The following is a 21491-nucleotide window of genomic DNA, read 5'->3' as shown; positions in this document are numbered from 1 at the left end:
TAACACAATGGATGTTTAATAAGCATTCATTGTGTTATTATAATATTAGAATATCCTAATATTACAATGCTATAATATTAGGACAAGTTTGAGGTGATTAAGATTAAGCTTTTTAAGTATTGTCATTTAATTTTTAAAGTATTAATAGGTGTCTTTATTTTAATTATCTATATAAATTTATCTATAGAAGATTATAATAAAAATATTACTTTATATTTATTATTTTACATGTCTATTAATTTAGTCTTTTATATAACTAGCAACAAGTTAATAAAAGTAAGTTGTTTATTATTAGATATAGCCTTGATTTTATATCTTGCGCTTAATATAAATTATATGTTTATTATTTTGCTTTCTCAGATAACAGGGGAATTATATGAAATAGATGATAAATTAGATAAGGTAGGAACTATTATTTTAGTAACAGTTGGATTTTTTATGGGAGTAGAGTATGGAGCAATATATTATTTATTGTTAAGTATAACCTATCTATCTTCAAGAAGTATTTCTTTTTATTATGAAGAGAATAAAAAGCTTCTTAAAGAAATACAAAATCATAAAAAAATATTAAATGAATATGGAAGAATAATAGAAAATTCTAAGGAATTTGAGAGACAAGCAATATATACCTCTCTTTTAGAGGATAGAAATAAACTAGCGCAAGAGATGCATGATAAAGTTGGACATGTTATAGCAGGTAGTATTATGCAGCTTGAAGCTGCAAAACTTCTTATAAATTCAGATAGTGAAAAATCAAAAACCTTACTTGAGAGTTCTATTTCAGTATTAAGAAGCGGGGTAGATGATATTAGGTTAACTTTAAGAGGACTAAAGCCCATAGAAGAAGAACTAGGAATAAATAGGTTGAAGTTTCAGGTCGAAAATTCGTTAAAAGAATCATCAATAAAAGGATATGTGAATATCAATGGAGACCTAGGGAAAATAAATTATACTAAATGGAAAGCTATAATTGAAAATACTAGAGAAGCTTTAACTAATAGTTTAAAGTATTCAAATTGTAGAGGTTTTTGGGTAAATATTAATGTTATGAATAAGATGATAAGAGTTGAACTTAAAGATGATGGAAAGGGAGAAGAGAAAGTAGTAAAAGGTATGGGACTAAAAGGTATGGAACAAAGATGTGAAGATATAGGTGGAAAGCTTGTTATAAATGGAGATTATGGTTTTTCTGTTATAATGCTACTACCTGTTTAATGGAGGATATATGATTAATATAGTTATAGTTGATGATGATGCTTTAATAAGGGAAAGCTTAAAAATAATCTTGTCTATGAATGAAAATTTAAATATAATTGGAACTTTTGATAATGCACTAAAAGCTATGGATGAGTGTAAAAAGCAGCCAATAGATATTGTTCTATTAGATGTTAGAATGCCTATTATAAATGGTGTAGAGGCTACTAAGGAATTTGTAAAGTTTAAAAATACAAAAGTTATAATCCTTACAACCTTTGATGAAGATGAATATGTTAGAGAAGGAATAAGAAACGGGGCTTCGGGATATCTATTAAAGAATACACCACCAGAGGAAATTGTTGATGCTATAAACTTGGTTTATAGGGGGAACAATGTATATGGAAGAGAAATAATAGATAAACTCAAAGAGTCTTTAGAAAATAAAACTTCTATAGATAGAACTTTATTTACAGAAAGAGAACTTCAGATAATGGAGCTTATTTCTGAGGGATTATCTAATAAGGAAATATCTAATAGGTTATTTATATCTGAAGGAACTGTAAAAAATTATATAAGTAGTATTTTAAGCAAGACTTCTTTAAATCATAGAACGCAAATAGCTATTTATTATCTAAAAGGCAGAATGTAATATGACTAAAGTAATAAAATAATTATGACCTTCTCCACTAACATTGGAGAAGGATTTTTTTTATAATTATTTTAAAGTATTAAATAGGGAGAGATTCATATGAAGATATTATCAATAAATAATTTAGAAAAAAGATATGGTGATTTTACAGCAGTAGATAATATAACTTTAGAAGTTAATGAAGGAGAAATATTTGGATTTTTAGGACCTAATGGAGCTGGAAAAAGTACAACCATAAATATTGTAAGTGGATTAATAAAAAGTAGTGCTGGAGAAGTTAATATATTTAATAAACCCTTAAAAAAGTTTGAAAAAGAGATAAAAAAGAAGATAGGGGTAGTACCTCAAACCCTTGCCATATACAGTGAGTTGTCAGCAGAAGAAAATATTAAGTTTTTTGCATCTATATATGGTGTAAAAGGGGAGGAACTAAAAAAGGCTGTAGAATATGCACTTGAGTTTACAGGACTGATTGAGCATAGAAAAACTAAGGCAAAGAATTTTTCTGGGGGAATGATGAGAAGATTAAATATTGCCTGCGGAATAGCTCATAAACCTAAGTTAGTAATAATGGATGAACCAACAGTAGGTATAGATCCTCAATCTAGAAATCATATTTTAGAGTCAGTTAAGGAGCTTAATAGAAATGGATGTACTATAATCTATACCTCTCATTACATGGAGGAAGTAGAAAATATATGCGATAGAATCGCCATAATAGATAAAGGAAAAATAATTGCAGAAGGGACTAAAGAAGAGCTGATATCTTTAATATCTGATATACAAAGCCTAGAGGTACAAGTTGGAGATATCTCTTTAATTAATGAAAAAGATCTAAAAGCAATAAAAGGTGTAAAAAATATAACTGTAAAAGAAGATATAGTTACTATTAACTCTCAAAGAGAGGTTACTAATCTTAATCTCATAATAGAATTTCTTACATCTAAAAACATTAATATAAAAAATATAGGATACAAAGAAATAGACTTAGAAACAGTATTTTTAAATCTTACAGGAAGAACTTTAAGGGATTAGGAGGATAAGGGTTATGAGAGAAATAGCAGCCATAATAAAATATGATATTCTAGCCAATAAATCTAGTAAATATGTTATTCAAATGATTATTTATCCTGTTATATTCACTTTAATTTTAGGATTTTTATTAAAAAATGCATTCAGTTCAAGTTTTGATATGGAACATGTAAATATAGTTTATTTAAGTGATAAAAGTGATCAAAGCAACCAAATTATAGATGTTTTCAAGAGTTTAGAAGATGAACTTGATATTAGCATTAGTGAAGAGGAAAATCAGGAAGAAGCAAAAGAGCTAGTGAAAAGAAATACAGATACGGTATTTATTGAGCTTAAAGATAATATAAAGATATATAAAAATGATGGGGCTAGTATTTCTAGTGAAGTTGTTTATGGTGTTTTAAACACTATAGTAGATAAATTTAATGTAGCTTATTCTATAGGGAAAGTATCACCAGAAGGATTGAGTAAAATTAACTTTCAAGAAGTTCAAAAAGAATTTGCCAATTTTAAGCAGATAGAGTTAAAAAAAGAGATGACATCTTATGATTATTATGGAGTAGCAGAATTTACAATGATGATATTATATATATCAATGTTTTCATTTAGCTTAATAAATGCACAGAGAAGAAATGGTACAGAAGGACGAGTTTTTATAGCAGGAGTATCTAAAATCCAATATATAATCGCAAGAACATTAAGTATGGCTATATTTAATTTCGTGATTATGACTATACCTTTCTTGATCTTGAAGTTTATAGTTGGAGTAGAATATGGAACAGATTATCTTACATTCATTGCAATTATGGGTACTTTAAATTTACTTTCATCAGCTATAGGAGTAGCAGTTGGATTTTTAGTTAAAGATGAAAATGTAGGAGATACAATATTGCAAGCTGCTGTAGTTCCAACTTTAAGTTTGCTTGGAGGAAGCTATGTGTATTTAGGCGAGGATATTAATTATATATTTGATTTATTTACAAAAATATCTCCATTAAGGTGGGCTAATAGAGCAATGATAAATGTCATATATGCTGGTGATTATGGAAAGGTTGGAATATCCATAGCAATTAATTTAGGGTTAACAATTTTATTAATATTGATCTCGTATATAAAAATAAAAGGGGAGGAGAGAGTAGCATGAGTGAGTTTTATTATTTAGTTAGAAAAAATATAAAATTAATATTCAAATCGAAGTTTTCAATAATACAACTACTAGCACCTGTTGCAGTATCTCTTTTAATACTAAAATTATTTACAGGCATGGGAGGTAACTTAATCTACGGGGTAGTAGATAAAGATAGTAGTGTAAGTTCAAAGTTTTTAATAAGTAAGTTTGAAGTAAATAGATCTACAATAAAATACTATGACAATGAAGAGACATTAATAAAGGATATAACCAACAGAGATATAAGTGGAGGATTTTTAGTTCCAGAAGGATTTCAAGAAAGCATAATAGGTGGAAATATAAAAAATGTAGACATTTATATGGGAACAAATAATAATTTCAAAAAAAGTCTAGAGTCTAATATAAATGATACAGTAACTACATTAGAGCAGATTTCTACAGGATCATCAAATAATAAAGACAACTATATAAAAATAATAGAAGAAACAAAAAATAAAACTATAAAGGTTGAAGAAGCTAGGCTAGATGATAAATCTTCAGTGTATCAAGTTACTCAGATGTCTATAGGACTTTTAATATTTTTTATGATGCTTAGGGCAAACTCTACATCTTATATTATGTTAGAAGAAAAGAGAAGCAATTGTTACAGTAGAATATTTGCATCACCAATTACACCAATTAAGTTTATCAGTGCAAATGTAGTAGCTAATCTTTTAGTATTGATTATACAGGCGGTAGTAACCTTGCTTTCTATGAAATGGATATTAAAACTTGAAACAGATATTCCTTTTGGTATATTATTATTTTTCCTAGTTTTGATAGCTTTTGTAGCAGTTGCATTTAGCACAATGGTAATGGTAAGTTCTAAGGATTTTTCTACAGCATCTATAGTAAGTAACTTATTTATAAACATAAGTTGTATGGCCAGCGGATGTTATTTCCCTATAGAATTTATTCCAGAAAATATTAGGAAGATATCTTTTCTATTTCCTCAAACTTGGGTACTAGATATTTTTAGAAAATATCAAACCTCAAGTGTGACCATAGATAAATTATATATTAATATAATAACTCTTATAGCCTTTGCTGTGACACTGCTATTGATAGCTTCATTTAGAATGAAGTTTTCGAATAAAGAAATGACAGCACTTAATGATTAAGAAGTTAAAAGGCAATAGATAAGAGTGAATAGTTTAGGTGAAAACTCAGTATAGCTGAGTTTTTTCTATTGTTGTGAAGAATCAGTAATATTAAAAGAGATTTAATGAAGTTTAGGCAGGCTTTAAAATGCCAAAAGTGCATAAAAACAGCGGAGCAGTAAAAAAGTGAAACATAGGAGCATAGGAAAATAGGAAAAGTAGAAAAGTGGAGCATAGGAACAGTGCAGAATAACAACAGCGAAACAGTGGTATGATGGAGTGAAAGAAAGATATAAATAAAAAAGAAAGGACTATTATTCCTTCCTTAAAATATTTAAAAGGGTTAAGCCCTTATTTTAGGAGCTATACCATTCGCTCTAAAGCCTGGACCATCAGAAATTTTACGACCTAGTTTAATTACTTTTCCAGTTATGCATCCTCTACAGTGAGCTGGGGTATCACTGATACATATCTTGCCAGGATATAGTGCATATAGAGCTCTATATTCTCCCTCTGTGATATTAGGCATTACAACATTTGCTCCACACTGAAGAGCAATAACTCTTCCATTTTTATTAAGTGTTTCCATTGCAGTAGTTGCTGGAATATTTATATCAGGAAGAACTAATCTTACTAGAGCCATCATTTTTAAGGCTAAGTCAAAGTCACCACCATCGGCATCTTTTAAAGGCGTGTCCTCATTAGGTATAAATGGCCCTATTCCTAGCATATCTGCATCTAAATCTTTAAAAAATAGGATATCATCTGCCAAAGATTCAATAGTTTGTCCAGGAAGTCCTAGTAAGGCACCAGATCCAACTTCATAACCTAGATGTCTTAAATCTTTAAGACATCTTTTTCTTTCTTCATGACTCATACCAGGGTCCATATCTTCATAAAGTTTTTTATCAGTTGTTTCGATTCTTATAAGATATCTATCAGCACCAGCTTCCTTAAAGGCTTTATATTCCTCAAAGCTTCTTTCACCTATACTTAAGGTTATAGCAACTCCTAAAGCTTTTATATCTTTAATTATTTTAGTCATTCTTTCAACAGTGAAGTAATCATCTTCTCCGCCTTGAAGAACTATAGTTTTATAACCATAGCTTACAGCCTTTTTAGCAAAATCCATTATTTCTTCATAACTTAATCTATATCTTTTTATATTTTTATTGTCCCTTCTAAGACCGCAGTATAGACAATTTCTTTTGCATATGTTCGTAAATTCTAAAAGGCCTCTAAGGTGAACAAAATCACCAAGATATTTTTGACGTGTTTCATCAGCTGCTTTAAATAAAGCTTCATTTATTGAGCCATCTTTTAAGATAGAAATTAATTCATCTTTAGTAAGCTCATGAGTTTCTTTAGCTTTTTCTATAAGCTCTAAATTATAAATATGTTCATTTGATAAATCAATATTTTGCATAATTCCTCCTAATGGAAAAATATTAGTTAAATTAATAACTAAAGAAATTATACTATATTAGATAAAAATATACACACTTTATAGTAAGTTTTATTTAAAAAAATTAATTACTCTATTGATTTTCTGCAATTCATATTTTACAGTGCTATCTTGTTTAGATAACATGTTCTTTTTGTTTTCAATTTTAATTTCATAATCAGAAATTAAAGATTTAAGTTTGGATATTTCCATATTATACTCATCTATTTTGCTGTTGACAGTATCATGGAATTTTTCTGTAAAGTCGTTTAATGTGTTTAATCTAATTTCGCCATCTTTTATAAGATCAGTAAAATTAGATTTAGCAGCAGTTAATATATTCATTACTGATTCTTTTCTTATATCATGTGGTAAACTTTCAGGAATAGCATTTATAAATTGACCCAGCATAAATATAGTATTTGTTTTATTAGAGTCTATTCCAAATAATGAATATATTTCTGAGATGTCTAGACTTTTATCTATTGTACTATTTTCAAAGTTATTTTTAGGAGGAGTGGGGCTGGTAAATATTTTAGTTTCTTGTTGTGTGGAAACAGAGACTTTTGAATCTTCTTTTGGAGAAGCTTCTTTTTTTATAATGTTATTATTAGTAGAATCATTATTTGATACTTCCTGCTGAACTTTTTCTACAACATTGAGCTTTTCTAATACAGAAATAAGTTTAGACATACTAAATTCCCCTTTTTACATCGATAAATTTTGTTTTATGGTAAATTTATCGTAAACTTTTATATAATCTTAATTATATCTAGAAGGAATTTAATTATAAATTTAATGAAATTTAAATAGATTCCATAAAATATATAAAGATCATAGCAAGCACATAAAATATGGAAATATCATAAAATATTATATAGCAATTTATGGAGTGAAGGCATTGTTATATTCATTAATATTAGCTGGGGGAAAAGGAACAAGGCTTTATCCACTTTCAAGAGGGAGTAATCCAAAACAATTCTTAAAGTTAACTAATAATAAAAGCTTTTTGTTAAATACTGTGGATAGAATATCACCTATTGTAGATAAAGAGAATATTTATATCGTTACAAATAAAGAGTATAGAGAAAAAGTTATAGAGGAATTAAATGATATCAAGGAAGAAAATATATTCACAGAGCCAGAGAATAAGGAAACTGCAACATGTATAGGGCTGTCTGCAATTAAACTCCTTAAAAAAGATAAAGATGCAGTAATGATAGTTCTTCCATCAGACCACTATATAGGGGATGAGAAGAGTTATTTAGAAACTTTAAAACAAGCTGTTGAAATTGCAGAAAGAAGAAGAGGGATAATAACTCTAGGAATATCGCCCACAAGACCAGAAACTGGCTATGGGTATATAGAAATGGGAGAAAGAATTATAGGAAACTTTGCAAGTTATAGAGTTGCAAGATTTACAGAAAAACCAAATGTAGAAGTTGCCAAGGATTTTTTATTAAAAGGAACTTATTTATGGAATTCTGGTATGTTTATCTTTAGAGCTGATACTATATTGAGAGAAATAGAAAAATATTTACCTAAAATGTATAAGTCGTTAATGGAGATTTATAAAAATATAGGCGAAGAAAATGAAGAAGAGGTAATTACAGAGCAATATAGGCTTATTGACGGAATATCTATAGATTTTGGAGTAATGCAAAAGACTAGAAAAGCCTATGTTATAAAAGGTGATTTTTTTTGGGACGATATAGGAAGTTTTGGTGCACTTAGCAGGTTTTTAAATAAAAATGATGGTAATGCTGTAAGTCATGGTGTATTTCTAGAAGAGTGTGAAAATTGCTCTGTCTTTGGAAATGAAAATAAACTTATAATAGGTTTTGGTATCAAGGATTTAGTAGTTGTAGATGCGGGAGATGTACTGCTAGTAATGGATAAAAACAGGGATCAAGAGATAAAGCATCTATTAAATACAATTGGTAAAGAAGATAATTTAAAGGATTATTTATAATTTAGTTGTGGATTTTTAAATCCACAACTTTTTATGTTAAAATAAAGAAAATGACATAGAAAGGGAGATTATAAATGGTTAAGGTAGTTGCTAAAAGTAAAGTTAAAACAAATGAGTTAGAAAAATATAAGGAATTAGTTAAGTTTTTAATTGATGAAACAAGAAAAGAAGAGGGGTGCGTATCCTACGATTTATTTCAAGATATAAATGATCCTAGTACATTGACTTTTATAGAAGAATGGAAAGATGAAGAAGCATTAAAAAGACATATGGAGTCAAAACATTTTGTTAAATACGTTCCTATGCTTGGAGAATTCCGTGAAGGAGACGGAGAAATTAATATATATAAACAAATTTTATAATTTTAACATTTAAGCTGTATAGACTAATTAAAGTTCTATACAGCTTATTTTATAAAAAATTAGCTATTTATACTATCTTTATATTTTGTTGGAGTTAAACCAGTGTATTTCTTAAAGGTCTTAGAAAAATGTTTTTCATTGCTATATCCTACAAGTGTTGCTATTTCATAATTTTTTAGTGTTTTATCTTTTAAGAGTTCTTTTGATTTTTCTATACGATATTTATTAACAAATTCTAAGAAGTTTATGCCTATTTCCTGCTTAAATAGTTGGCTTAGGTATCCTGGTGTTATATATATTTGTTTTGATATGCTCTCTAAAGATATGTCTTTATTATAATTTTGTGTAATATAATTAACTGCTATTTTAACTAAGGAGTTATGTTTTTCTATATCATTGATTTTATAAAATATGCTATTTAATATAAGTCTAATTTGGTCTTTTATTTCTGAAAGGGTTGAACACTGTAATATTTTATCAAAGGCAGAAAGATCTCTATTAGAAGATGGATTTATATCAATATTACTCTCTATACAAAATTTATAAACACTTCCTAGTAAAGAAAGAGTTGCACTTTTCATATGACTCTTAGAAGGAATTCCATTTGAGAATAGATAAGTGTAAAATCTTTCTATACTTTCTTTAAGTGAACTTTCATCTAATATCCTTAGTGAGTTTATTATTTCTAATTCTTCATTTACAGGATAGGAGTTAGGTTTATAATCAATGATATTAATATCATCTGGAGTAATCAATCTGTCATCTCCTAAAAAGAATTTAGAACCAATTGCAATATTTGCTGAGCTGTAAGATTCATTAATATTAGTAAGTGAGTTTACTAAGCTGCCGATAGCAATTGTAACTGAAAATCCTAAGCTTAATTTTATAGAATTTTTTATATTATTTAATACCTCTAATAGGTAGCTATTAAAATCTTCTTTTTTATCCAATGAAATAACAAGTATTATATCATCTTCATCCTCTAATACTTCATAAAAATTCAACTCATTCATACAGATATTTATAAAGGTTTTTATTGAGATTTTTATATTACAAATATCAATATCACTATAAAGTTCATGGAGGACAGTAGAATAATCTAGTGTTATTATATTTGCAACTAAATTACTGTTTCTAAGATTTATATTAAAAGATTCAAATTTATTTAATATATAGTAGCTATCTCCAATAGGGTTTTTAAGTATTGTTTTTAAAAAGTTTTCTTTAATAGTAGGTAAGTTTTCATTAAATTCTATTTGATATTTTTTTAGTAGATCTTCTTTTATATTTTCTTTTTCTATAACCTTTATGATATCTAAAACAGACTCTAATATGTCTTTAGGCCTACAGGGTTTTAATAAATAATTGGAAGCGTTTAATTCTATGGCTTTCTTAGCATAAGAAAAATCATCGTAACCACTTAGGATTATACATTTAGATTTTAATTTATGTGAAGTTATATTTTGGAGAAGCTCAAGGCCATTCATTTTAGGCATTCTTATATCCATTATTATAATATCTGGATTAAGTAAAAGTATTTTTTCTAAAGCTGTAATTCCATTATCTGCTTCACCACAAATTTCTATATCATAAGAAGCCCAATCGATTGATGTTCGAATGCCTTCAACTAAATCAATTTCATCGTCCACTAAAAATAATTTATACATGTGAATGAGTACCTCCATAAGCTATTAGTTAGTATCAATTTTATGAGGGGATATTGGAATTGATAATTTTACTTTTGTACCCTCGTTTATACAACTTACTATATTTAATTTATAATCGTCGTTGTAGTAAAGAGATAGGCGTTGATTTACGTTACCTATTGCATACCCTTTTTGAAAATTAGTATTCTTTTTTTCTTGATTTATAGAGGAATGTATTAAGAGATTCATAGTATCTTCATCTATTCCTTTGCCGTTGTCCTCAATTGTAAAATCTAAGTAGTTATTTGATAAGTATCCAGTTATCTTAATTACACTGAGCTCATTATCAGCTTCGGTACCATGAATTATAGAATTTTCTACAAATGGCTGAATAATTAACTTTGGTATAAGGTAGTTTGATATTTCATCACTTATATCTATATCATAGATTAATTTACCTCTATATCTTTTACTTTGAAGTAGTAAATAGTGTTCTATAAAATCTTTTTCAGATTTTACAGGTATAAACTCATTTCCTTTACTTAGAGTAATTCTAAAAAGATGAGAAAGAGCATAAATCATGTCACTTATTTCTTGCTGGTTACTTTTTTCTGCCTTCCAAAAAATCATATCTAAGGTGTTGTAAAGAAAATGTGGATTTATTTGTGCCTGGAGAGCCTTAAGCTCGGCCTCTTTTTCCTTCAATTGAAGTTTGTACACTTTATCTATAAGAGTTTTTATATTGTCTATCATGTCATTATATTCGTATACCAACATTCCAAGCTCATCAGTATATTTAAAGTTTACTTTTTCTCTAAAGTTACCTTCTTTAGCTTTTTTCATAGAAGAAAGCAGCTGATTAATAGGTTGTGTAACTTTTGAAGAAAGGAAAATTGATATTAAAAATGACATTACGAAGCAGCTAATAATTACAGCTAAAGTTATAAACATTATAGATCTTAAGTTATGAAACAAGGTACTTTCTCTTGTCATAGATACAATAGTCCAATCACTTTTAGAAACTTTACTAAATGTTGTTAAATATTTTTCTCCATTTATCCAGATTGTGTTGTAGCTTTTTTTATCGTGTATATAAGGAATTATTGATTGGATATTTTCACCATTATGAAGTATATTCTCTGCATCACTTTGAGTAATTATTTTATTATAATTATCAAGCAAAAAAATACCACTATTTTTTGTATTAAAATCAGTGGAGTAAAGATTTTGTATAAATGAAGTGTTTATACAAATCAACATAAGTCCAGATTCTTCTAAGGTGTTAGTATCTATAATTGAACGAACCATAGCTATTTTAGGATTTTTATTATCAGCTATAAAAACATTGTTTTCATCATCTAAATTAATCCATAATGGAGAACCTTTAAGTTCTTTTATTTTTGAATATATTGCACTTTCTTTTATTTTTTCATAAGAGTAAGCACCATTGCTACCATCTTTACTTAGATAATACTTAGATCCTTCATTTCCATATATAGACATAAAACTTATATAATCTTTAGAAGCTAATAAAATATTTAAAGGTTCAAGACCGTATTTAGTGAAGTTTTGATATTCTATGGATGAATCTTTGGAGTTAGTAAAAGATTGAACCAAAGGGTTTAAGCAGATAAAGGTCGATAAATCGATTACATCTTGCTGCAAAAAATTTATACTACTACTGATTTGCTTAATGTCTTTAACATTTATGGAGGTAACTTCATCTTTAAGAGACTTTGAAGAAATCATATATGAGTATAAACCAAGTATTGTAGATATAAATATGATTATTGCAATAAAGAAAATTAAGATTTTATTTTTAATGCTTAAATTCATATACTTCAAATTAAGTTTATGGTATAAAGGCGAGTAATTTTGCATATGTCTACCTCCCAATAGTAGGATATCTTTATTCTACATTAAAAGAAATATTATTTCAATTTGCTTAAAGCTACTATTAAAAACATCTGAAAAAATGACACTATTTATTGAATTTGTATACTATGAAAACTTTGTAAAGGTTTATATAATTTATTTATAGAAGATTATGACAAAGCAATAAGTTATATTTTAACTGGAGATAGAATAATGAAAAAAACAAAATCGTATCTAATTAAAGTAGTTTTTATGGTCTTAATACCTATGTATCTATGGGGTTGTGCCATAGGCTCAAATTATAGTATTGAAGAGCAAAATTCTAGTAAAGAAAACATAACAATAAAATTTTTATCAAACTTGCCAGAGAGATGGTCAGGTCAAGGAAAGCTAGAGCAGCTACTTATTGATAAATACATGGAAGAGAATAAAAATGTAACTATTGAAGTAGAAGCTTATCAAGATGAACCTTATAAGCAGAGATTTAAAGCTTATGCTATAAGTAATGATTTACCTGATATATTTTTTACTTGGGGACAACCATCTTTTTTTAGCCCAATCATGAAAGGGGGCTATGTAGCAGAACTCAATAAGGATAGTTTTAAAGAGACTGGTTTTATGGAAGAGTCATTGAAGGGTTTTACTTTGAATGGAAAGCTTTATGGAGTACCAAAGAGCAGTGATTATATGGTTCTATATTATAATAAAGCGCTATTTGAAAAATATGCTATTGATGTACCTAATACTTTTGGAGAGTTAATAGAAGTATGTAATAAGCTTAACAAAATAGGAATAACACCTATTTCTATAAATGCTAAAGATAAATGGCCTTTAGCACTTTTATATCAAAATTTAGTTTTAATGGAGGGAGGAGACCAAAATCTGATATATAACGCGATAAAAGGAGATATAAAGTTTTCTGAAAATGTTGTTTTAAAAAAGGCTGCTGAAGATTTAAAAAAGCTTATTGAAGTTAATGGAAAAGAAGAAATGATATCTCAGGAAGATTTTAATGCTTCAATGAATTTATTTACTCAAGAAAAGGCAGCAATGTACTATATGGGATCCTGGGAAGTAGGAATGGAAAATAATCCTACCCTTTCAGATAGATTCAAACAAAATATTAGAGTTACAAATCTACCATTAAGTAATGGGGGCGGTTTAGTAGCTTGGAATGGAGGTGGATATGCTGTTTCATCAAAATCTGAAGTGAAGGATGAGGCTATTAAGTTATTGGAGTATATGATGAAACCAGAAAACTGGTCCAAAATGGGTTGGGAAAATGGACTTATAGTTCCAGCACAAAAAAATGAAGATAACAGATATAAGAATGAAAGTGTATTACAAAAACAAATAGTTAATATTCTTAATAATGCTGAATCTCAAAGTGGAACTCCTTGGTATGATAGCTTAACTCCTAATTTTAAGGCTTCCATTGAAGATTTAAGCTACCAATTAGCCTTAGGTGGAAAAAACATAGAGGATTTTCTTTTGGAAGTTGATAAAGAAATAGCTAAAGAAAAAAGTGAGTAATGAAAAATAAATTGATTGAAGGGGGAAATCTATATAATGTTAAAGAAATGGTTATCCAGATTCGTAACCACAACTTTTACAACTACAATGCTTTTAGGAAATGTTTTTCCAGCAGGTGCCGCTGAGGGAAATGTGCCAACTTACCTTAATTCAAGAGTATCAGTAGAAGATAGGGTTAAAGATTTGCTTGGAAGAATGACACTAGAGCAAAAGGTAGCTCAGATGGTGCAATCGGAAAGAAAAACTACTACAGCAGAGGATTTAAAGAAGTATCAATTAGGTTCAGTGTTAAGTGGAGGAGGATCATTACCATCTACTAATACTGCTGAAGGATGGGCTGACATGATTGATGATTATCAAAGGGCGGCTCTATCTACAGAATTAAAAATTCCTATTCTATATGGAGTAGATGCGGTGCACGGACATAATAACGTTTATGGCGCAACAATATTTCCACATAACATAGGGTTAGGTGCAACAGGAAATGAAAAATTAGTAGAAAAAGTAGGTCAAGCAGTTGCTGAAGAAGTAAGAGCAACTGGAGTAAACTGGACTTTTGCTCCAACTTTAGGTATACCTCATAATGAAAGATGGGGGAGAACCTATGAAGCATTCGGAGAAAATACAGAATTAGTAGCTAAGATGGGTGAAGCTTATATTAAGGGTCTCCAAGGAGAAAATCCTGATAGAACTCTTAAGAGGGATGATAAGGTTATTGCTACTGCTAAACATTATATTGGTGAAGGGATAACAGAAAACGGAACTAATCAAGGTAATGTTGTAATGAGTGAAGAAGAATTCCAAAAAGCATTAAAAGAAGAATTACTTCCTCCATATCAAGCAGCAGTTAATGCAGGAGTAAGATCTGTAATGGTATCTTACAATAGTATAAATGGAGTAAAGTGTCATGGAAATGCTGATTTAATTACTAAAGTATTAAAGCAAGATTTAGGGTTTAAAGGCATTGTTGTATCTGATTATGAGGGTATTAAACAAATAACAGGAAACGGTATAAGTAGTCAGAAAGATAAGATAGCTGTAGCTATAAACGCAGGTGTTGATATGGCTATGGAACCTAATGAATGGAAGAACTTTATAACTGATCTAACTGCTTTAGTAAAAGAGGGTAAAGTATCGGAAACTAGAATAGATGATGCTGTAACAAGAATACTAACAGTTAAGTTTGAAATGGGGCTTTTCGAAGATCCATATGCTCAAAGAGACTTATTAAGCACTGTTGGTTCATTAGAAAATAGAGAAATAGCAAGACAAGCTGTTAGAGAATCATTAGTTTTACTCAAAAATGATAACGATATAGTAGGACAATTAAAGAATAAGAAAAATATTCTTGTAGCTGGAAAGAGTGCAGATGATATAGGAATACAAAGTGGTGGATGGACTATAACTTGGCAAGGAAGCACAGGTAACATTACTCCAGGAACAACTATACTTAAAGGTATACAAGAATCTGTAGGCTCAGATGTTAAAGTAAGTTATAACAAACGTGGTAGAGCATCAGCTGAAAATGATGTAGCAATAGTAGTTATAGGAGAAACTCCTTATGCAGAAACAGATGGAGATCGAACTCCAGATAAGCTAACATTAGATGCAGATGATTTATTAACACTAAAAAATATAAAAGAAACTAATCCTGATTTACCAGTGGTTGCAGTTTTAGTAACAGGAAGACCTATTACTATAGCTGATCAAGTAGAAGATTTTGACGGTTTAGTTGAAGCATGGCTACCAGGGACTGAAGGTCAAGGCGTAGCTGATGTATTATTCGGTAATTACGATTTTACAGGAAAGCTTACTATGACATGGCCATGGTATGCAGAAGATATAACAACAAAACATGAAAATGGAAAAGCATTATTCAATTATGGTTTTGGACTTAAAAAAGGTGAAAATAAAGAATTACCAGCAAAACCAGAGAAACAAGATAAACCTTCTATTCCAGTACCAGGAAAAGTAGAAACAGAAGCTTATTCAACCCAAAGTGGCTTCCAGTTTGAAACTACTAGTGATACTCGCGGTGGACAAAATGCAGGTTATACTGATGCTGGAGATTGGTTAGATTATTATGTAAATGTTGCTGAAGATGCTAAATATGAAGTTGAATTTAGAGTTGCAAGTCCAGGTGGATCAACAGGTGGTGTTGAATTATTACTAGGATCAACATTATTAACCAAGACTAATGTTCCTGATACAACGGGATGGCAGAATTGGCAAACTGTAAAAGGTGTAGCTAACCTTAAAGCAGGGAAGCAAACATTAAGATTTAGAGCTGGAAGTGGTAACTTCAATTTCAATTGGATGAGCTTTACTAAAATAGGTGACTATGAAGCACCAGAAGTTCCAGATGATGATGTAACTTATACTCCTCAAGGGCAAATTATTGAAGATAGTGCTGTTGAAGTATATATGAGTTCATCTGAGCAATCAGGTAGTATGAGTTGGTATGATTCTCCAAAGGAAATATCAAATGCACTTAGTCAAAAAGATAATATTGATATTACTTCACCTGATGGTCAAGAAGCCACAACTATAACTGTTGATACTTCAAAAGAATATCAAACCTTTGTAGGTATGGGAACATCTATGGAAGAATCTACAGTTAATAACTTAGCTAAAATGTCTAAAGAAAAAAGAACTGAATTCTTAACTAAACTTTTAGATCCAGAAAATGGAGCAGGAATGAGTTTACTAAGAGTTACTATAGGAACAGCTGACTTCACAGGACAAGAATTCTACACTTATTATGATAATATTCAAGATCCAAGCAATCCAGATTGGTATAATACAACTGGTAAAGGATTCTCAATTCAAAAGGATATAGATTATAAGATAGTAGAAACAATAAAAGAAGCTTTAGCTATAAACCCAGATGTTAAAATATTTGCTTCTTCTTGGACACCTCCAGGATGGATGAAAGTTCAAACATCAAGTAGTAAAAGCTATGAAAATAATGCAAAACTTTTAAAAGGTGGTGCATTAAATGATGATTATATAGATGATCTTGCTAAATATTATATAAGATTTATGGAAGAGTATGCGAAATTAGGAATACCTATGTATGCTATGACTCTTCAAAATGAACCAGAATTAGAAATTAACTATCCAAGTTGTAAAATGACTTCTGAACAAGAAAGAAAGTTAGCTATAGCTATTAAAGCTGAGGTTGCAAAGAGTAGCGTTCTTAAAGCAAAAAATATAGACCCTAAGGTTTGGGCGTTTGACCATAACTTTAGTAGTGCAGTAAGTTACGTTTCGCCTATATTAAATGATTTAGAAGGATATGCAGCTGTAGATGGTGTTGCATTCCATGATTATGGTGGAGAGCCTACAGCTATGACTCAAGTTCATAATTTATATCCAGAAAAATCTATGAATTTAACTGAAAGATCTGTATGGGGAACTAAAGGTGCTGATAGAATAGCTCAATATTTTAGAAATTATGCTGAAACTTATACTTCATGGGTTACCATGTTGGATAGTAATATAGCTCCTGAACAATGGACAGGAACTCCAGATCCAACTATGTGGGTACAAGATGCTAATGATAGAGAAAATTATTGGGCAACTCCAGAATATTATATTTCTGGTCAATTCTCTAAGTTTATAAGACCGGGTGCTATAAGAATTGATACTAACTATGGATCAGCAGATACTGTTACAAATGTAGCATTTAAGAATCCAGATGGATCAATTGCTATGGTTGTTATTAATCAAACTGATAAAGCTCAAAAGTTTAAAGTGTTAAGTGAAGGCGTTCAAATAGGTGATGTAATACCAGCTAAAAATGTTGCAACCTATATATGGAATCCAGTAGACGTTTCAAAAATTAATTCTGTTTCAGGAAAATTTAGTTCAACAAACTTTATTAAGGCAACTGATAATGTAAAAATAGAAGGAGATCATATTGGGTACCTTAAAGAAAATACTTTTATAGATTATTTACTTGATGTCAAAGAAGCTGGATCGTATAATGTTTCTTTCGAGGTGGCAAATCCATATGGTGGAAATAAGAGTATTGTAGTTTCTTCAGAAGATGGAACAAAAACCTTATCAACTGTAAAGATAGCTCAAACATCATGGAGTAATGATTGGAATGTTTACTCTGTAGCTCAAAATTTAATTAAATTTGAGAAAACAGGAATTCAGAAAATAAGACTTAAAATAGATGGAGAATTTAATATTAAAAATATTAAATTTGAAAAAGTTAAGGAAGTACAATCTTTACCAGGAAAGATTGAAGCAGAGAACGTTGTAAATTCACAAGGTATTGTAATAGAAAATGGACATGTGGGCTATTTTGATCCTAATGATTTTGTGGAATACAAAGTTAATGTTCAAGAAGCCGGAGAATATAGTTTTAATTTAAATATTACATCAGGTAATGAAAAACCTACATTTGAAGTATATTCAAATGGCAATAAGATAGGTAATGATATTGAATTAGATACTACTGGTGGATGGAATAACTGGCAAACTCAAACTGTAAGTATAAGTCTTACAGAAGGGGAACAGATAATTAAATTAGTAAATAAAGTAGGGTTTGATCTTAATTGGTTTTCGATAGGGCCAGTAATTGAATTAGAAGAAAACACAATTACTGAAAATTCTTTAAATGGAAAAGAAATAAAAGTTAATCTTACAGATGCAAGTTTTGTAGCTAGTTTAGATAAGAGCAATTGGAATATATCTAATCTTCCATCAGGAGTAGATTTTGACGTAGAGAGGATAGATGCAACTCATGCAAAAATAACTCTTTTAGGTGAAAGAGCTGTTGATTTTGATTTAGATAAAACTGTTACAGTTTCAATGTCAGCTAAAGAATTATTAGGTAGAGAATCTAAAAATTATAGTATAACTGATGATTTTGTTATAGTTGCTAATAATGATGGTGAATCTTTATCATCGATTAATAAGATAGAACTTAACGCAAAAGAATTAATGATTACTTTAAGTGGTGGAACTTTTGTACAGGATAAAGTAAATACTATTACTTTATCAGGAGATATAATCTCTAGCGGATATGTTAAATTAGATTCAGTTCAATATGTAGATCCAACTCATGTAAAAGTTACTTTAAAAGACTGGAAAACTTATTATGAAGATTTAATTTTAACAGTAAATGTACCAGTTGAGGCTTATACAGATTCTACAGGCAATAATGCATTAACTACAGATATTACATGTGAAAAGGGAACTCAATTACCTACAGCAAACGTAATAGAAAATACTTCAGTGACTTTAACTGAAACTAATGCATATAGGACAAAAGGTTCTTTAGCAGCAAATGTAGTTGCAGGAAATAGAGTAGATTATTATCTAGATGTAAAAGATGCTGGGGCTTATACATTAACTTACACAGCTAACAATAATGGCGGAGTAACTAATGCGATAAAAGTAAGTCAAGGAATGGGAACTAATATTGCAGGTAATCTAGTAACTTATAGCATGGGTAACTTCTGGGGAGCAACAAATGAATTTAAGGATACTATAACTCTAGAGTCTGGAGTTCAAACTTTGAGATTTGAAGCTGTAAACCCAGGATTCACATTAAGCTCAATTAAAATTGAGAAAAAAGCACAACCTCAAGTTATTAGTGGAACTCTAGGAGAGAAATCTACTATTTTAGCTGATAGTTTCTATAGTGCATCTAAGGATAAGGGATATGCTATTGAAACGAAGAATAATATAAAGAATATTGGATGTACTGTAGCAGGAACTTATCTTGACTATTCAGTAAATGTAACTGAAGCAGGAAAGTATAAAGTTAACCTAAATTATGCAACAAATGTTGGTGGGGCTGTAGCCGTTATACAAACTGGCGAAGGTAAAGAATTAGGTAGATTGCCACTAACTTCAACAGGAGATTGGGGTAAATTTATCGATACAAGCACACCTATTTATGTATCACTTGAAAAGGGTATACAAACTATAAGGGTATATGTTGATGGTGATGGATATAATTATAGATCAGTATCATTTGAGCCAGTAAAAGATAGTGGAGCACCTGAATTAACAGGTAAGGATGCAGCAATAGAAAAAGGTACCACTGTAGATCTACTAAAAGTATTATCTGTTGTAGCTATTGATGATATGGATGGCAATATAACTTCTAAAGTTATAATAGATGATAGTAATGTTAAGTATGATACAGTTGGAGAATATATGATTACAGCATCAGTTACTGATGAATCTGGTAACAAAACTGAAAAAATATTTAAGCTTACTATAAGAGAAGATGGTACAGCACCAGTTATAGAAGGGCACAATGTTATAATAGCAGTAGGTTCTGAATTTAACCCTATAAATGACTTAGGCTTAAAGGTAACTGATAATAAAGATGGAGATATAACTTCAAAAGCAGTAATTACACATGTGGTAGATACGTCTAAAAATGGTGTATTTAGAGTGAAAGTTGAAGCTGTAGATAATGCAGGGAATAAATCTGAAAGAATATTTATAGTTAGAGTTCTTGATAAAGGGGTTATTGAAGCAGGAAATATTACATTAAAGGTTGGAGAAACTTTTGATCCACTTAAAGAGGTTAAGGCATATGATATAGATGGAGAAGATTTAACTTCAGTAATAGAAATTTTATCAAATAATGTTGATACCTCAAAAGCTGGAGAATATAAAGTTGTATATAAAATAGTAGATAAAGATGGTAATGTAGTAACTCTTGAAAGATCTGTTAAAGTAGAAAAAGTAGTAGAACCAGGGAATCCAGATCCAGGTAACCCAACAGATCCTGAAGAACCAGGAAACCCAGGAGAGCAACCAGTGACAATTATAACTGATGAAAATGGAAATATGGTTGTTGAAATTTCTAAGATAAGCAACAAAGATGGTAAAAATGTTGCGGAAGTTAAAAATGAAGGCAAAGATGTTATAGTAGAAATAACGGATATAGAAGCAATAAGAAATGGTAAAGGAAGTTTAGAAATAAAGAGCGATAAGTTAAATATAAGTTTACCATTTGAATTAATAGATAGAAGCCTTCTTACTGATGGATCAAAAGTGATATTTAAAACTTCTATAGAAGATAGGAATGATTTAACTAAAAATATCAAAGGGATAAAGAAAGTATTTAACTTCAGCTTATCCGTAGTTAATGGAGATAGTATTGTAGAAGTGCATAACTTTAAAGATGGGCTTGCAGAGATAACAATAACATTAACAGATGAAGAATTAAAGGGATTAGATAAATCAAAGTTAGCTGTATTCTATTATAATGAAGAAACAAACAAGTTTGAAGTTATGGATACTAAGATTGATGGAAATAAAGTTATATTTACAACTTCACACTTCTCAAAATTCATAGTAGCTGAAAAGGCTAGCAATAGTAATAATGGTGAAGTACTTCCTCAAACAGGTGGTACCCTTGACATGAATGGATTATTAGCTTTGGGAATGATGGCAACATTGGCTGGGATATTTGTTATCAAGAGAAAGAGAAAAGAAAATTATTAAAAACAATAAAACCTAAGATATTTAATTA

General features: G+C 29.6%; 13 protein-coding genes. 9 read left to right on the top strand and 4 right to left on the bottom strand.

Annotated features, from left to right (window positions below):
- Window positions 1-93: 93 nt before the first annotated feature.
- From B3N22_RS19580 to B3N22_RS19560, 5 genes are all read left to right on the top strand, one after another.
- Window positions 94-1215 (top strand): sensor histidine kinase, encoded by a 1122-nt coding sequence (locus B3N22_RS19580; protein ID WP_286909753.1) that lies wholly within the window; start codon window positions 94-96, stop codon window positions 1213-1215.
- Window positions 1216-1225: 10 nt separating this feature from the next.
- Entirely contained in the window at window positions 1226-1846 is a 621-nt protein-coding gene (locus B3N22_RS19575; protein ID WP_286909752.1) for a response regulator transcription factor, read from the top strand.
- Between the two features lie 99 nt (window positions 1847-1945).
- Entirely contained in the window at window positions 1946-2881 is a 936-nt protein-coding gene (locus tag B3N22_RS19570; RefSeq protein WP_286909750.1) for an ABC transporter ATP-binding protein, read from the top strand.
- A 13-nt stretch (window positions 2882-2894) separates the two neighbouring features.
- Window positions 2895-4022 (top strand): ABC transporter permease, encoded by a 1128-nt coding sequence (locus B3N22_RS19565; protein ID WP_286909748.1) that lies wholly within the window; start codon window positions 2895-2897, stop codon window positions 4020-4022.
- Window positions 4019-5167, top strand: coding sequence for an ABC transporter permease (locus tag B3N22_RS19560; protein ID WP_286909745.1), 1149 nt, complete (start codon window positions 4019-4021; stop codon window positions 5165-5167). Before B3N22_RS19565 ends, B3N22_RS19560 begins: the two co-directional genes overlap by 4 nt.
- Window positions 5168-5489: 322 nt before the next feature.
- On the opposite strand, the gene hydE is transcribed toward B3N22_RS19560, so the two are convergent.
- Together hydE and B3N22_RS19550 are read right to left on the bottom strand one after the other, a co-directional pair.
- The gene (gene hydE / locus B3N22_RS19555; protein WP_286909743.1) at window positions 5490-6572 is read right to left on the bottom strand and encodes a [FeFe] hydrogenase H-cluster radical SAM maturase HydE; all 1083 of its coding nucleotides are present in this window, start codon (window positions 6570-6572) and stop codon (window positions 5490-5492) included.
- A gap of 90 nt (window positions 6573-6662) precedes the next feature.
- Window positions 6663-7283, bottom strand: a complete 621-nt coding sequence (locus B3N22_RS19550; RefSeq protein ID WP_286909741.1) for a hypothetical protein — start codon at window positions 7281-7283, stop codon at window positions 6663-6665.
- Window positions 7284-7491: 208 nt separating this feature from the next.
- Here B3N22_RS19550 and B3N22_RS19545 point away from each other — a divergent pair, with 208 nt between their 5' ends.
- Together B3N22_RS19545 and B3N22_RS19540 are read left to right on the top strand one after the other, a co-directional pair.
- Window positions 7492-8562, top strand: a complete 1071-nt coding sequence (locus B3N22_RS19545) for a mannose-1-phosphate guanylyltransferase (RefSeq protein WP_286909739.1) — start codon at window positions 7492-7494, stop codon at window positions 8560-8562.
- 74 nt (window positions 8563-8636) lie between these two features.
- Window positions 8637-8924, top strand: a complete 288-nt coding sequence (locus B3N22_RS19540) for a putative quinol monooxygenase (RefSeq protein ID WP_286909737.1) — start codon at window positions 8637-8639, stop codon at window positions 8922-8924.
- Window positions 8925-8983: 59 nt separating this feature from the next.
- Here the strand turns inward: B3N22_RS19540 and B3N22_RS19535 are convergent, their stop codons facing one another.
- Together B3N22_RS19535 and B3N22_RS19530 are read right to left on the bottom strand one after the other, a co-directional pair.
- Window positions 8984-10591 carry a response regulator gene (locus B3N22_RS19535; RefSeq protein WP_286909735.1) on the bottom strand — a complete coding sequence of 536 codons (1608 nt, stop codon included), beginning with the start codon at window positions 10589-10591 and terminating at the stop codon, window positions 8984-8986.
- 24 nt (window positions 10592-10615) lie between these two features.
- Entirely contained in the window at window positions 10616-12451 is a 1836-nt protein-coding gene (locus B3N22_RS19530) for a sensor histidine kinase (protein ID WP_286909732.1), read from the bottom strand.
- A gap of 207 nt (window positions 12452-12658) precedes the next feature.
- Here B3N22_RS19530 and B3N22_RS19525 point away from each other — a divergent pair, with 207 nt between their 5' ends.
- Window positions 12659-13978 carry an ABC transporter substrate-binding protein gene (locus tag B3N22_RS19525; RefSeq protein WP_286909730.1) on the top strand — a complete coding sequence of 440 codons (1320 nt, stop codon included), beginning with the start codon at window positions 12659-12661 and terminating at the stop codon, window positions 13976-13978.
- A gap of 36 nt (window positions 13979-14014) precedes the next feature.
- Complete coding sequence (locus B3N22_RS19520) at window positions 14015-21463, top strand: glycoside hydrolase family 3 N-terminal domain-containing protein (protein ID WP_286909728.1); 7449 nt, start codon at window positions 14015-14017, stop codon at window positions 21461-21463.
- Window positions 21464-21491 lie beyond the last annotated feature (28 nt).

The sequence above is a fragment of the Clostridium sp. UBA1652 genome (assembly GCF_002320975.1).
GTDB lineage: Bacteria > Bacillota > Clostridia > Clostridiales > Clostridiaceae > Clostridium_T > Clostridium_T intestinale.
The sequence above is the reverse complement of the archived record's forward strand: the minus strand, read 5'-3'. Positions and strand labels throughout refer to the sequence as shown.

Bases quoted from the DNA above. Each gene is read 5' to 3' on its own strand.
- B3N22_RS19535 (WP_286909735.1), bottom strand. From the start codon at position 10,591: ATGTATAAATTATTTTTAGTGGACGATGAAATTGATTTAGTTGAAGGC.
- B3N22_RS19520 (WP_286909728.1), top strand. From the start codon at position 14,015: ATGTTAAAGAAATGGTTATCCAGATTCGTAACCACAACTTTTACAACT.
- B3N22_RS19565 (WP_286909748.1), top strand. From the start codon at position 2,895: ATGAGAGAAATAGCAGCCATAATAAAATATGATATTCTAGCCAATAAA.
- B3N22_RS19525 (WP_286909730.1), top strand. From the start codon at position 12,659: ATGAAAAAAACAAAATCGTATCTAATTAAAGTAGTTTTTATGGTCTTA.
- B3N22_RS19550 (WP_286909741.1), bottom strand. From the start codon at position 7,283: ATGTCTAAACTTATTTCTGTATTAGAAAAGCTCAATGTTGTAGAAAAA.
- B3N22_RS19530 (WP_286909732.1), bottom strand. From the start codon at position 12,451: ATGCAAAATTACTCGCCTTTATACCATAAACTTAATTTGAAGTATATG.
- hydE (WP_286909743.1), bottom strand. From the start codon at position 6,572: ATGCAAAATATTGATTTATCAAATGAACATATTTATAATTTAGAGCTT.
- B3N22_RS19540 (WP_286909737.1), top strand. From the start codon at position 8,637: ATGGTTAAGGTAGTTGCTAAAAGTAAAGTTAAAACAAATGAGTTAGAA.
- B3N22_RS19560 (WP_286909745.1), top strand. From the start codon at position 4,019: ATGAGTGAGTTTTATTATTTAGTTAGAAAAAATATAAAATTAATATTC.
- B3N22_RS19570 (WP_286909750.1), top strand. From the start codon at position 1,946: ATGAAGATATTATCAATAAATAATTTAGAAAAAAGATATGGTGATTTT.
- B3N22_RS19575 (WP_286909752.1), top strand. From the start codon at position 1,226: ATGATTAATATAGTTATAGTTGATGATGATGCTTTAATAAGGGAAAGC.